This is a genomic window from Pseudomonas sp. MDV22-iso1, assembly GCF_058145095.1.
Genome location: NZ_JBYVMF010000003.1, coordinates 64126 through 77223, shown reverse-complemented (window position 1 = coordinate 77223; position 13098 = coordinate 64126). Strand labels below are relative to the sequence as shown.

General features: G+C 62.1%; 10 protein-coding genes. 7 read left to right on the top strand and 3 right to left on the bottom strand.

The window, feature by feature from the left end:
• Nucleotides 1-7: 7 nt before the first annotated feature.
• The 3 genes from AC3ZVB_RS04875 to AC3ZVB_RS04865 all read left to right on the top strand — a co-directional run bounded on the left by AC3ZVB_RS04875 (nt 8) and on the right by AC3ZVB_RS04865 (nt 4325).
• Nucleotides 8-1162: an acyl-CoA dehydrogenase family protein gene (locus AC3ZVB_RS04875; RefSeq protein WP_490145911.1), complete on the top strand. Its 1155-nt coding sequence runs from the start codon at nt 8-10 to the stop codon at nt 1160-1162.
• A 3-nt stretch (nt 1163-1165) separates the two neighbouring features.
• Nucleotides 1166-2854: a class I adenylate-forming enzyme family protein gene (locus tag AC3ZVB_RS04870; RefSeq protein ID WP_194690298.1), complete on the top strand. Its 1689-nt coding sequence runs from the start codon at nt 1166-1168 to the stop codon at nt 2852-2854.
• Between the two features lie 88 nt (nt 2855-2942).
• Nucleotides 2943-4325 carry a DUF1329 domain-containing protein gene (locus AC3ZVB_RS04865; RefSeq protein WP_235992664.1) on the top strand — a complete coding sequence of 461 codons (1383 nt, stop codon included), beginning with the start codon at nt 2943-2945 and terminating at the stop codon, nt 4323-4325.
• A gap of 905 nt (nt 4326-5230) precedes the next feature.
• On the opposite strand, the gene AC3ZVB_RS04860 is transcribed toward AC3ZVB_RS04865, so the two are convergent.
• From AC3ZVB_RS04860 to AC3ZVB_RS04850, 3 genes are all read right to left on the bottom strand, one after another.
• On the bottom strand, nt 5231-7360 hold the full coding sequence (locus AC3ZVB_RS04860; protein ID WP_194690297.1) for an oxidoreductase: 2130 nt from the start codon (nt 7358-7360) through the stop codon (nt 5231-5233).
• A 68-nt stretch (nt 7361-7428) separates the two neighbouring features.
• The gene (locus tag AC3ZVB_RS04855; RefSeq protein ID WP_490145910.1) at nt 7429-8259 is read right to left on the bottom strand and encodes an alpha/beta fold hydrolase; all 831 of its coding nucleotides are present in this window, start codon (nt 8257-8259) and stop codon (nt 7429-7431) included.
• Between the two features lie 17 nt (nt 8260-8276).
• Nucleotides 8277-9611 carry a spinster family MFS transporter gene (locus AC3ZVB_RS04850; protein ID WP_194690295.1) on the bottom strand — a complete coding sequence of 445 codons (1335 nt, stop codon included), beginning with the start codon at nt 9609-9611 and terminating at the stop codon, nt 8277-8279.
• A 228-nt stretch (nt 9612-9839) separates the two neighbouring features.
• On the opposite strand from AC3ZVB_RS04850, the gene AC3ZVB_RS04845 reads away from it, so the two are divergent.
• Genes AC3ZVB_RS04845 through AC3ZVB_RS04830 form a run of 4 tightly spaced genes read left to right on the top strand, consistent with a single transcriptional unit; the run spans nt 9840 to nt 13095 of the window.
• Nucleotides 9840-10574 carry an SDR family NAD(P)-dependent oxidoreductase gene (locus tag AC3ZVB_RS04845; RefSeq protein WP_490145909.1) on the top strand — a complete coding sequence of 245 codons (735 nt, stop codon included), beginning with the start codon at nt 9840-9842 and terminating at the stop codon, nt 10572-10574.
• Between the two features lie 14 nt (nt 10575-10588).
• Nucleotides 10589-11362, top strand: a complete 774-nt coding sequence (locus AC3ZVB_RS04840) for an SDR family NAD(P)-dependent oxidoreductase (RefSeq protein ID WP_490145908.1) — start codon at nt 10589-10591, stop codon at nt 11360-11362.
• 5 nt (nt 11363-11367) lie between these two features.
• Nucleotides 11368-11997: a nuclear transport factor 2 family protein gene (locus tag AC3ZVB_RS04835; protein ID WP_194690292.1), complete on the top strand. Its 630-nt coding sequence runs from the start codon at nt 11368-11370 to the stop codon at nt 11995-11997.
• Nucleotides 11998-12006: 9 nt separating this feature from the next.
• Nucleotides 12007-13095 carry an alkene reductase gene (locus tag AC3ZVB_RS04830; RefSeq protein ID WP_490145907.1) on the top strand — a complete coding sequence of 363 codons (1089 nt, stop codon included), beginning with the start codon at nt 12007-12009 and terminating at the stop codon, nt 13093-13095.
• Nucleotides 13096-13098 lie beyond the last annotated feature (3 nt).

The following is a 13098-nucleotide window of genomic DNA, read 5'->3' as shown; positions in this document are numbered from 1 at the left end:
ATTGACCATGAGTCTGGTGTATAGCGAAGAGCAACGCCTGTTGGCGGACAGTGCCCGCGAGTTCCTGGCGGCGCGCAGCCCGGTGACGGCACAGCGACGCCTGCGAGACGAGGCGTGCGCGCCTGGTTACGATCTGCAGCTGTGGCAAGACGCCGTGGGCCTGGGCTGGAGCGGCATCCCGTTCCCCGAGGCGCTCGGCGGACTGGAATTTGGCTGCATGGGCCTGGGGCCGATTTTCGAGGCCATGGGGAGAAATCTTTCCGCCTCACCGCTGCTATCCAGCGTGGTGCTCGGTGGCTCGCTGATTCATCTGGCGGGGTCTGCCGCGCAGCAGGATCAATGGCTGAGCGCGTTGATAAGTGGTGAACGGCGTCTGGCCCTGTCTCTGGAAGAAAAACCGCGTCACGGGCCGGTGTACACGGCGTTGACGGCGACCGCCGAGGCCGGTGGTTATCGCCTGGACGGTGAGAAGTTTTTCGTCATCGATGGCCTGGGTGCCGATGCCTATCTGGTTGCTGCACGCACCAGCGGCCAGGCGGGCGAAGAGCAGGGCATCAGTGTGTTTCTGGTGCCGGCAGACGCGCCGGGTCTGGAGGTCAGTGCGCTGTCGTTGATCGACTCGCGCAATTGCGCGCAGCTGCGTTTGCGTGGGGTACAACTGGGCAGCGACGCCTTGCTCGGTGCAGTGGGAGCCGCGTGGCCAGCTCTGGACGAAGCGCTGGATCGCGGCCGTGCGTGCCTGGCTGCAGAGCTGCTGGGCGCTGCCGAGCAGTTGTTCGCTCTGACCCTGGATTACCTCAAGACCCGCGTCCAGTTTGATGCTCCCATCGGCTCGTTCCAGGCCTTGCAACATCGTGCGGCGCGCTTGCACGTGGAACTGCAACTGGCCCGTAGCACGGTGATGGCGGCATTGTCGGCCCTCGACGACGGCGCCTTGACCGCAGCCGAACGGGGTCGCCTGGTGAGCCTCGGTAAATGGAAAACGGGCGAAGTCGCGGCCCTCGTCAGCAATGAAGCGGTGCAGATGCACGGCGGTATCGGTGTCACTGACGAACTGGACGTAGGCCTTTATCTCAAGCGAATTCGCGTGGCCCAGACGTGCCTGGGCGACAGTGATTTCCACTGTGCGCGCTACGCCGCTTTCGAGTCTTTGGAGAAGTAAAAAATGAAGCTGGAACAGTGGCGCAACGCCTGGCAGCAGTTGATTGGCCCGGGATCGCCGTACGAGGTAGTGACTTCGCCTGACGATAGCCTGCGGTATTTTCGCCATGCACCGCGTAACTTGCTCGATGCCATCGACGCAGGCCGCGTGCACGGTGAGCGTGAGTTTCTGGTGTGGGAGCAGCAACGGCTCACGTTCGCCGGTTTTTTCGATCAGGTCGACCGGCTGGCCGCACAACTGTCCCATCGTTTTGACGTGAAGCAGGGCGATCGCGTGGCCATTGCCCTGCGTAACCAGCCGGCCTGGCTGGTGGCTTTTGTGGCGGTGCAAAAATGCGGTGCGGTGTGTGTGCCCCTGAACAGTTGGGGCCTGCGCGACGAGCTGTTCCATGGCCTGCAGGACAGTGGCGCGCAAGTGTTGGTGTGCGACGAGCCGCGCCTGCAATTGCTGGCGGGCGACTTGCTCAACGAAGGGCTGGTGAGCATTGTGGTCGGCGTGCCCCAAGGGCAAACGCTGCCCGCCAGCTGCCAGCGTTTCGAGGCATTGATCGAGGCCCCAATGCTGACGTTGCCGGCCATTACCATCGAGCCCGAAGACCCGGCGCTGATCCTCTATACCTCGGGCACTACCAGTCGGGCCAAAGGTGTGCTGTCGACCCATCGCGCCATCTGTCAGGCGCTGACAGCCCTGGAGTTCCAGTCAGCGTTCTGTGCCATGAGTTCGCCCGAGCGGATCCAGGCAGTGATCGACAGCGGCCTGTCGCCGACCAACCTGATGGCGGTGCCGCTGTTCCATGTCAGCGGTCTGCACGCGCAGTTTTTGCTGGCGCTGCGCAGCGGGCGACGCTTGTTGCTGATGTACAAGTGGGACGTCGACAAAGCCTTCGACCTGATTCGCGATGAGCGCTGCACCCAGTTCAACGGTGCGCCGGTGATGATGCAGCAATTGCTTGGCTCGCCACGCTTTGACAGCGCCGACAGCGACAGCCTCTACGGTCTGGGCCTGGGCGGTGCGCTGGCACCCAGCCGGCTGTTGGCGCAAATCAGCAAGCGCAAACCCAAGGCCATCGGCGGCAGTGGTTACGGCCTGACAGAGAGCAATGGCATCGGCGCTGCGGTGGGCGGGGACCAGTTCGTGTACAAGCCGGATTCAGTAGGCTGGCCGCTGCCAATCGTCGATGTGTGCATCGGGCCCGATCCATACTCGCCGTTGCCCGCCGGGCACAGTGGCTTGATCTGGCTGCGCTCGTCGACACTGATGAGCGCCTATTGGCGGTTGCCCGAAGCCAGTGCCCAGACCCTGCAGGATGGCTGGCTGGACACCGGTGACATCGGCCTGCTGGACGAGGAGGGTTTTCTCTACATCACCGACCGGGCCAAGGACCTGATCAACCGGGCCGGTGAAAAAATATCCGCCAGTGAAGTGGAGTCGTGCATCTGCGAAATGCCCGGGGTCATTGAGGCCGCCGCCTTTGCGATGGCCGATGAGGAACTGGGCGAGCGCCTGGTCCTGGTGCTGCGCAGCGAATGTCATCCACCACCCAGCCACGAGCAGGTGTGTGCCTTTATCGGCCAGCGCCTGGCTGCCTACAAGGTACCGGGCGAGGTGCACACGCAACACGAGCCACTGCCGCGCAATGCCTCTGGCAAATTGATCAAGGCGCAACTTAAGGAATTGTTGGTCAGTGCCTGACTGATTAGTCTTTCCGGACGATGTTCTCCCCAGCAGATCAGGAACAATGGAGTACCCCAGTAGTCCTGGTCTGCGAAGGAGCCAATCGATGAAAATAACAACAAGAGGCGTGATGTTCGTAGCGGCGGTGGCCGTCAATGTCGGCCTGCAAGGCAACGCACTTGCGCAAGTGTCGCCCGAAGAGGCGGCCAAGCTTGGCAAGGAGCTGACCTGTGTTGGTGCCGAGAAAGCCGGAAACGCCGAAGGCACCATCCCCCCTTACACCGGCAAATACCTGGGCGAAGTTCCAGGCTGGAAGCATGTGAGGTTTTCCGGCGATCAACCGGTTGACCCGTATGCCAGCGAAAAGCCGATCCTGGTGATCACCGCGCAGAACATGAGCCAGTACGAAAGCCATTTGACCGAAGGTCAGAAGGCACTGCTCAAGCGCTATCCGACGACGTACAAGATGAACGTCTACCCAGGTCACCGTGATTTCCGTTACCCGGATTACGTGTGCGACCGGGCGATGAAAAACGCTTTGAGCGCCAAACTGGTCGACGACGGCATGGGCATCGAAGGAATTGGCCAGATACCGTTCCCGATCCCGAAAAACGGTATGGAACTGCTGTGGAACCACCAGTTGCCTGCGCGTGCCTACACCGAGGAAAAGGTCAGCGACCTGGCGTCCGTACTGCCTAACGGCAGCATCGGTTGGGGCCGCGCTTATGCGCGCAACCTCTCGCAAGCCAACTCACCGACGGTCGAGCCAAAAACCGCCGGCGCGGTGCAGGCCATGAGCTGGAACACCACGCTGAAACCGGCACGGGACAACGGTGTCGTGAGTATTTCCCAGGAACCCTACAACTTCCTCACCAACCCGCGTCAGGCCTGGAGCTACAGCCCGTCCACCCGGCGTGTGCGGCAGTTGCCGGGCTACGGTTACGATCAACCGATGATCGGCACCAACGGCACCATGACCGTCGACGAAGACCGTCTCTACAACGGCTCGCCCGAGCGCTTCAACTGGACGCTGGTGGGCAAGCGTGAAATCTACGTGCCGGCCAACGCGTTCAAACCGAATGCCGGCGACATCAAATACGCCGACATCCTCACCCCTAACCACCCAAACCCCGATTACATGCGCTATGAGCTGCGTCGTGTCTGGGTGCTCGAGGCCAAGTTGAAAGAGGGGTACCGCCATGTCTATGGCAAGCGTGTGCTGTTCATCGATGAAGACACCTGGAACTCGGTGGTTTCGGACAACTATGACAGCCGTGGCGCGTTGTGGAAGCACGCGATGATCAACTACTACTACCACCCGGACATGAGTGCCTGGCAGGCCGGTTCGCAGTTTTTCATGGACCTGAACTCAGGGCAGTACACCGGCTACGCCATGACCAACGAATCGAAGAAGGGACCGATTCTCAACGAAGCAAAATTCACCCCGGACATGTACACCGCCGATGCGGCACGTGCGATGGGACGCTGATTGCACTGATCGTTTGAGCCAAAAAAAACCCAGGTGAAAACCTGGGTTTTTTTTCATCTATACACACCATCCCTGGATACGAATTGAATGACACCACCCATTCCTTGTGGGAGCGAGCCTGCTCCCACATTGTGAACTTGCCGAGCCCAAAACATGTGTGCATCGCCGATCCCCGGTAGGAGCGAGCCTGCTCGCGATGGCGGTGGATCAGGCAATGATGATGTCGACTGACCAGACGCCATCGCGAACAGGCTCGCTCCTACATCGGGATTTCTGCCGAGCACAAAACATGTGTGCATCGCCGATCCCCTGTAGGAGCGAGCCTGCTCGCGATGGCGGTGGATCAGGCAATGATGATGTCGACTGACCAGACGCCATCGCGAACAGGCTCGCTCCTACATCGGGATTTCTGCCGAGCACAAAACATGTGTGCATCGCCGATCCCCTGTAGGAGCGAGCCTGCTCGCGATGGCGGTGGATCAGGCAATGATGATGTCGACTGACCAGACGCCATCGCGAACAGGCTCGCTCCTACATCGGGATTTCTGCCGAGCACAAAACATGTGTGCATCGCCGATCCCCTGTAGGAGCGAGCCTGCTCGCGATAGCGGTGGATCAGGCAGTCATGATGTCGACTGACCAGACGCCATCGCGAGCAAGCCCGCTCCCACATTGTTTTGTGTCGACTGAAACTTATCGGGACGCCACGAACCCTGTGGGAGCCGGGCATGCCCGCGATGGCGGTGGTTCAAACAATGATGATGTCGACTGACCAGACGCCATCGCGAGCAGGCTCACTCCCACATTGGGATCTTTGCCGAGCACAAGTAAGTGTGCATCGCCGATTCCCTGTGGGAGTGGAGTACTGATCTGTAGAGGCATGTGCGTCCAGAAGATCAGCAGCCTCAGGCCTCTCGTCCCGCGCGATGGCCGGCGGCGATGGCGCCTTCGATGTAGCCCAGGCTTTGGCAGTCACCAATGCTGACGACCTTGAGCCCGGCACTGCTCAGCGCATCGCCCAGGGTGGTATCTGGCGTTGCTCCGCTGGCCAGTACCACCGAGTCACCCGGTACTTCGGCGGCTTCGCCGTCGGCGGTTCGATAGCGCACGCGATTGCCCTCGATGGCGGTGACGGTTACGCCGGTCAACAGCTGACCGCCATGCACGCGGATGCCGTGCAGCACGCGCCAGCGACGCACGATCGCCAGTTCCCGGCCCAGGTGATCGGTGCTTTCAAGCACACACACCTGACGCCCGCGGGCGATCAGGAATTCCGCCAGTTCCAGCCCGACCAATCCACCTCCGACAATGGTCACGCGCTTGCCCAGCGGCATCCAGACGCGTGACAACTTCTGCATCGCCTCGGTACTGTCGGTGACGCCGATCAGGTTGCCGGCCTTCATCAAGGTGCGTTGCGTCAGCGACAGCTTGCGTTTGGCGATCTCCTCGGCGCGGTCACCGGTCATCAGGCGGCGCAGTTCATCACCGCTCCACACGTGATTCTGATCGGCGCCGGGAATATCCGGAGCCGCGCGCTGGGCGCCGGTGGCCACAATTACTTGATCGACGCCCCGGTCGCGCAGCAAGGCCGCGTCCACGCTGGTTTCCAGCTGCACATCAATGGGCAACTGCCGGACCTGGTACAGCAGATTGTCCAGCAGGCGTCCATTCTCGGGGTAAGCCAGGGCGGCAAAAAACAGCGTGCCACCCAAACGGTCACTGCGCTCGAACAGCGTCACCCGGTGCCCGCGCAAAGCCGCCACACGTGCCGCTTCAAGGCCCGCCGGGCCGCCACCGATGACCGCTATATGTTGCGCAGTGCTCACCGGGCCGATGATGCGCTCGGCTTCATGCCCGGTTTGCGGATTGACCGCGCATTTGACCCGCTCATTGATAAAGATCTGGCTGACGCACACATAGCAATAAATGCACGGACGAACAGCCTGCACCTGACCGGATAGCAGCTTATTCGGCAACTGCGGATCGGCCAGCAATTTGCGGCCCATGGCGATGAAATCACAGTGTTGCGCGGCAATCGCCGACTCGCCGACCTCCGGTTCGATACGCCCGACGGCAATCACCGGGATGCTCACGCACTGCTTGATTGCAGCGGTCCATTCGAGAAAAGCGCCGGGCTTTTGTACCAGCGGTGCCTCGGTAAACGCCACGCCACTGGTGGTCGCGGCATAGGCCGAGACACTGACCGCATCGGCGCCAGCGATTTGCGCCAGTCGTGCTACCGCCTTGGCATCTTCGAGGGTGATGCCACCGGGGGTGAGCATCTCTTCGGCATCCAGACGCAGCCACACGCCAAAGCCTGCACCCACTCGCGCACGCACGGCGGCCAGCACTTCAACCAACAGGCGCGCACGGTTTTCCAGCGAGCCGCCATAGGCATCCTCGCGGCGGTTGTAATAGGACGACAGAAACCCGGCGATGATGTAGTTGTGCGCGGCATGAATCTCCACGCCATCGAAGCCGGCGCGTTGCGCCCGTTCGGCGGCAGCAGCGAACCACTCGACCATCTGTGCGATGTCGTGCTGCTCCATCACCTGCATCTGTATTCCACCCTTGCGCCCACGCACCGCGCTGACAAACGAGGCCAGCTCTTCGGGTGTCAGGGCTTGCATCATGTCCGAGCTGCTGGCCGGGGGAATCGACGGCACCCACAGCGGCCGACCCGCGGCCATGTCGCGTATGGCGTTCTTGCCGGCGTGCTGCAGTTGCATGGCGATTTTCGCGCCGTGCTTGTGCACCCGCTCGGCCAGGCGGCTGAGGCCAGGAATGAACTCATCGGAAGAGACTCCGACCTGGTACGGTTCGGCAGTACCGGCGGGAAAAGCGATGGCGCACACGCCCATGATCAACAGCCCGGCGCCGCCCTCGGCACGCGCTTCGTAGTAGGCCTGGATACGTTCGCCACAGTGACCATCGGCTTCGGCAAAGTTGGAGCCCATGGGCGCCATGATGATGCGGTTACGCAGTTGGATAGGACCAATGCGGCCAGGGGCTAGCAAGTGGGAAAATTTTGTCATTGTTATGTTTGCCCTTAGTGGAGGCCTGTTCGTGCAACAGCGGCGCGGCTGCCGCTGTCGCAGGGCGCTTAGGCCTGGAGCAGGAACTCGAGGCAGGAACGGTTGAACAGCTCGCGGTGTTCCACCTGCACCCAGTGTCCGCATCGATTGAGCACAATAAAGCGGGCGTCCGGTGCGTTGTCGAGCACTTTCATGACGCCGCCGACCGGGTTGAAGTTGTCGTTGGTGCCCCAGAAACCGAGAATCGGCACGCGCAACTCTTCGAGGCGTTCGGTCATGTTCGGCACCATCATGGTCGAGAACAGACAGTGCGGCTGGTGACGGGCGACGGCAACGCGCTCGGCCAGCAGGCTGTCGGGCAGCTGCGAGGCATCGAACAGTTGCAGGCTCATGATCTGGCGCATCTTGTCGATGTCGAGCGGGCCAGCATTGAACAATTCGACCATGCGCTGAATGCCGATCTTGGCGAAGTAGGTGGCACGCTCTTCGACACCACCTGGTGCCATCAGGATCAGTTTTTCGATGAGTTGCGGTTCTGCCAGGCCCAGCCCGATCGCGATGGCGCCGCCCAGTGAGTTACCCAGCAAGGTGCATCGCTGTACGTCGAGGGCCTTGAGCAGACCGGAGACGGCACTGACGAAGAAATCCAGGTCGTAATTGATGTTGTCGGGTTTGTCCGAACGGCCGAAGCCGGGCAGGTCGATCACCAGGTTGCGAAAGCCTGCGGCGATGAAGTCGGGGTAATTGCCCTTGAAATTGCTGTAGCCACTGGCGCCTGGTCCACTGCCGTGCAACCACACCACGACGGGGCCGCTGCCTTCATCGAGGTAGTGCAGGCGCAGGCCACTGTCGAGGGTGACGAAATGGCCAATGGGCAACGGTAGGTCTTGTTCTGACATCTTCGAATCTCCATTCATCAGGCAGTTACTGCAGTTTCAGGGGCGGCAATCGGAGGTGCCGATCGCAAAATTTGAGCGCGGTAGCGGGGCAGGGCCATGCCCAGGAATACCGTCGAGAGCACCAGCATCGAGATTGAACTGGCCAGGGCATAGCGCAAGGCTTCGGCGCCCAGCACCGGTGCGAACAAATCACTGAGGACACCGATTAGCAGCGGGCCCACGCCAACACCCAGCAGGGTCATGGCCATGACGAAGATCGAGGTGGCTTGTGCCAGGCGGGCAGCCGGGAACAAATGGGTCACCGCGCCAAGGCACGGCGTCGCCCACCAGGTGCCGAAAAAAGCGAAGCCCGCATAGAACAGGAATGCGGTTGGCACCGGGGTGCTGCCCAGATGAAACAGAATGCCGGTTGGCCAGAGGAAATACGCCAGCCCGAACGGGATGCTGACTAGAGTGGCGAGCAGTGGCACGCCGATCTGCCAGCCAGCATCACGGCGGGCCATGCGATCAGAAATGATCCCGCAGGCCAGGGTGCCGAACGTGGCGCCCGTACCGCCGACCACGCCAACCAGAAAACCGGCGTCCTGCAGGCTCAAACCATGGGAGCGAATCAGGAAACTGGGGCTCCAGGTGCCGATTGCATAACCGGCAATAGCGCTGGAGGCACCGGTCAGTACCAGCCACAGAAATGACGGGGTTTCCATCAGCTTGGCCATGGTTTTGGCCCAGCCGTCCTGGATCACTTCAACCTTGATTTGCGGCTGGCTCGGCACTTTGGGGGCGCGCACCGTGAAGCTCAGCAACAGGCCGAGCAAGATCCCCGGTACGCCGATGATCAGGAACGCCGAACGCCAGCCGTACTGCTGGGCGATCCAGCCGCCTAGGCCGAGGCCGAAAATCGCGCCGAAACTTGATCCCAGCATGAGGATGGAGAGGGCGGTCGAGCGGTTTTTCGCCGGGTACAGCTGCGAAATCATCGCCACCGAAGGGGCCGTGCCGCCGGCTTCACCGATCGCCACACCGATGCGCGCCAGCACCAGTAGCCAGAAGCTGGTGGCCAGGCCGCAAGCCATGGTCATGAAGCTCCAGACGATGCAGCAGACGGCGATGACTGGTTTGGGCCCGATACGGTCGGAGAGCCGTCCCAGGGGAAATCCGAACAGGGTGTAGAAGACCGCAAAGGTCACCCCCGAGAGCAGACCGATGCCGGTGTCAGAGATGCCGAACTCTGCCTTGACCGGCTCGATCAGGATCGCCATCAACAGCCGATCGATGTAGTTGAAGATGTAAATCACGGCCAGCACGAACAATGCGTAATGGGTATGCCAGGTAACGCGGATGGAAGAGTTCACGACGGGTGCTCCCGGTTTTGTTCTAGTGAGCAGGATTCTGGCCCGGTTCAAGGTCAGGCACATCGTCCGTTCAGACCACTCGTTGGCGGCGCGTCGAGCAACCACAGCGGCGTAGTCTTATCGGACGATGTTGCGCTTTTGTACAGGGTTAATGATTCGTCCCGTGCTCGATCACCCGGCCAACAGTGCCGGCGATCGGGGTAGCCCAAGGCGTGCGGGAGAACAACGATGAAGTTAGCGAACAAAGTGGCCCTGATCACGGGTGCCGGGCAAGGCATGGGCCGGGCGATTGCCCAGTGCTTTGCCCAGGCCGGCGCACGGGTGGTGGCGGCCGACATCAACCTGCAGGCAGCGCAGCAGACGATCGAAGGCCTCGGTGAACAGGCGCTGGCGCTGGCTTGCAACGTCGCCGACAGCGCCTCGGTGGCCGCGGCCATGGAAATGATCGAGGCGCGTTTTGGCGGTCTCGACATCCTGGTCAATAACGCGGGCGTCGGCTCGGTCGATGCCTTTGTCGACACCCCGGACGAGCATTGGCAGCGGGTCATTGGCGTCAACCTCACGGGCACCTTTCTGTGCAGCCGTGAAGGTGTGCGCCTGATGCAAAAACACGACAGCCGGGGCGCCGTCATCAACATTTCCAGCACTGCAGCCATGACCGGAGAAGGCCCAAGTCATTACTGCGCTGCCAAGGCCGGGGTGATGGGGCTGACCCGCAGCATGGCTCGCGAGTTGGCGGCCAGCGGCATCCGCGTCAACACCCTGGTACCGGGGCCGACCAACACGCCAATGATGGCCGGCATCCCCGATGACTGGATGCAAAGCATGCTCAAGGCCATCCCGCTGGGCCGTATGGGCGAAGCAGACGAGATCGCTCGCGCCGCGGTGTTTCTGGCAAGCGAAGACGCCAGCTTCATCACCGGTCAGAACCTTGCCGTCAACGGCGGCATGGCCTTCATATGAACCGGGAGCAGCGAATGAGCAAGCGAGTGCAAGGCAAGATCGCTTTTATCACCGGTGCCAGTTCCGGCATCGGAGCAGCCACGGCCTGGCGCTTTGCCGAAGAGGGCGCGACCGTGGTCCTCTGCGGGCGCACTGAGGCGCCTTTGGAAGCAATGGCGAGCGCTATCCGCGACGCCGGCGGCCAGGCGCACTGGTGTGTTGCCGATGTCAGCGACGAACACGCGTATGTCGGCGCGATTGAAGCGGCAGCCCGCCACCACGGACGTCTGGACATCCTCGTCAACAACGCCATGGCCTACACCTGGGGCGCCATCGACACCACCAGCACCGCCGACTGGCACGCCAACTTCAGTACCACCGTGGACGGCACGTTCTGGGGTACCCGCACAGCCATGTCGCTGATGAAAGCCCAGGGTGGCGGTGCCATCGTCAACATCAGTTCCATCTGCGGATTGTTCGGTACGCCCTGGATGGCCGGCTATTCGGCGGCCAAGGCGGCGGTGATCAACTTCAGTCGCGCCGCCGCCAGTGAAGGGGCCGCGAACAAGATTCGCTGCAATGTGGTGGTCCCCGGCGTCATCGAAACTCCGGCCACGGCGGGCATGCTGTCGGACGAAAAGGCGCGCGGCAATACCGAAAAGTTGATCCCGCTGCGGCGCATCGGCCAGGCGCGGGAAGTGGCCAATGCGATTTTGTTCCTGGCCAGTGACGAGGCGTCCTACATCACCGGCGCGTGTGTGCCGGTGGATGGCGGGCGCAGTTCGGAACTTTATACGGTGCTGGAGTGATGAGCATGGAGCCGAACGCTTTACTGGCCCGTATCGACCGGCTTGAATCGATTGAAGAAATACGTCAGCTGGCGGCGAAATATTCGCTGTCCCTGGACATGCGCGACCTCGATGCCCACGTCAACCTGTTCGCCGAAGACATTCGCGTGGGTCGCGAAAAGACCGGCCGCGCGCACCTCAAGGCGTGGGTCGACGCCACGTTGCGCGATCAGTTCAGCGGCACGTCGCATCACCTGGGCCAACACATCATTGAGCTGCTCGACGCCGACAACGCCGTGGGTGTGGTGTATTCCAAGAACGAGCATGAGACGGGCCCGGAGTGGGTCACCATGCAGATGCTCTATTGGGATGACTACCAGCGCATCGATGGCCGCTGGTATTTCCGCCGCCGCCTGCCTTGCTACTGGTACGCCAGCGACCTCAACAAGCCGCCCATCGGCGAGCGAAAAATCCGCTGGCCGGGACGCGAACCCTACGCCGGCAGCTTCCATGACCTGTTCCCGTCCTGGGCCGAATTCTGGGCCAAACGCCCGGACAAGGATCAGTTGCCCGACGTCGCCCCTGCCGCGCCCCTGGAACACTTTCTAGCCACCCTGCGACGCGGTGCTGCGGCACCGAAGATCCGTGTGCGCTGAGGATATGCAATGAGCATTTTGTTTGAACCCCTGCGTCTGGGCGAGCTGGAGCTGGGCAACCGTATTGTCATGGCGCCGATGACCCGCAGCCGCGCCAGCGCGCAAGCCGTGCCGACGGCAGAAATGGTCGACTACTACCGCCAGCGCGCCAGTGCCGGGCTAATCATTGCCGAAGGCACGGCGCCGTCGGCTGATGGCCTGGGCTATTGCCGCACGCCGGCCATTTATGACCGCGAGCAGATCGAGGGATGGCGCCAGGTCACCCGTGCGGTCAACAACGCCGGTGGGCAGATGGTGCTGCAGCTGATGCACGTGGGCCGTGCCGCCAGTTGGCAAAACAAACCCACCGGCGCCCGAACCGTCGCGCCGTCGGCACTGCGCGCGCGGGTGCAGTTGTACAGCGATGGAGCGTTCTGTGACGGCGCCGGGCTGGTCGACACCGATGAACCGCAAGCGTTAAGCCTGGAAGGCATTGCCGAGGTCATCGAGCACTACCGGCGCGCTGCCTTGAATGCCCGCGAAGCCGGCTTCGAGGGAGTCGAGCTGCATTGCACCAGCGGCTACCTGCCCATGCAGTTCATGGCGTCCGGCAGCAACCGACGCAACGATGGCTATGGCGGCACGGTGGAGAACCGGGTGCGCTTTGCCGCCGAGGTGCTGGCGGCGATGGCCACGGCCATCGGGCCTGGACGCGTGGGACTGCGACTGTGCCCAGGCAACCCGTACAACGACATCAGCGACGCTGACCCGGCCGGTACCGCGCAAGCCCTGTGCCGGCAGATCGAGCCGCTCGGCCTGGCGTATCTGCACATCATGCGCTCGCCGCTGGCGGAGCTGGATGCCTTTGCCCTGGCCCGCAGTCACAGCCGCAGCGCACTGATTCTCAACGACGGATTCGACGGCCCTTCAGCCATCGCTGCACTGGAAAGCGGGCAGGGCGCGGCGGTGTCGTTTGCCCGGCATTTCATCGGCAACCCAGACCTGGTCGAGCGTCTGCGCGCGGGCCTGCCATTGGCCGGTTTCGACCGCAAAACACTTTATACCAAGGGATCGCGTGGCTATTCGGACTATCCGAATCGAACCCAGGCGACTGCATGAACA

What these genes read in the sequence shown, in the direction of transcription:
- AC3ZVB_RS04870 (WP_194690298.1), top strand. Translation starts at nt 1,166, where the DNA reads ATGAAGCTGGAACAGTGGCGCAACGCCTGGCAGCAGTTGATTGGCCCG.
- AC3ZVB_RS04835 (WP_194690292.1), top strand. Translation starts at nt 11,368, where the DNA reads ATGGAGCCGAACGCTTTACTGGCCCGTATCGACCGGCTTGAATCGATT.
- AC3ZVB_RS04840 (WP_490145908.1), top strand. Translation starts at nt 10,589, where the DNA reads ATGAGCAAGCGAGTGCAAGGCAAGATCGCTTTTATCACCGGTGCCAGT.
- AC3ZVB_RS04855 (WP_490145910.1), bottom strand. Translation starts at nt 8,259, where the DNA reads ATGTCAGAACAAGACCTACCGTTGCCCATTGGCCATTTCGTCACCCTC.
- AC3ZVB_RS04865 (WP_235992664.1), top strand. Translation starts at nt 2,943, where the DNA reads ATGAAAATAACAACAAGAGGCGTGATGTTCGTAGCGGCGGTGGCCGTC.
- AC3ZVB_RS04845 (WP_490145909.1), top strand. Translation starts at nt 9,840, where the DNA reads ATGAAGTTAGCGAACAAAGTGGCCCTGATCACGGGTGCCGGGCAAGGC.
- AC3ZVB_RS04830 (WP_490145907.1), top strand. Translation starts at nt 12,007, where the DNA reads ATGAGCATTTTGTTTGAACCCCTGCGTCTGGGCGAGCTGGAGCTGGGC.
- AC3ZVB_RS04860 (WP_194690297.1), bottom strand. Translation starts at nt 7,360, where the DNA reads ATGACAAAATTTTCCCACTTGCTAGCCCCTGGCCGCATTGGTCCTATC.
- AC3ZVB_RS04875 (WP_490145911.1), top strand. Translation starts at nt 8, where the DNA reads ATGAGTCTGGTGTATAGCGAAGAGCAACGCCTGTTGGCGGACAGTGCC.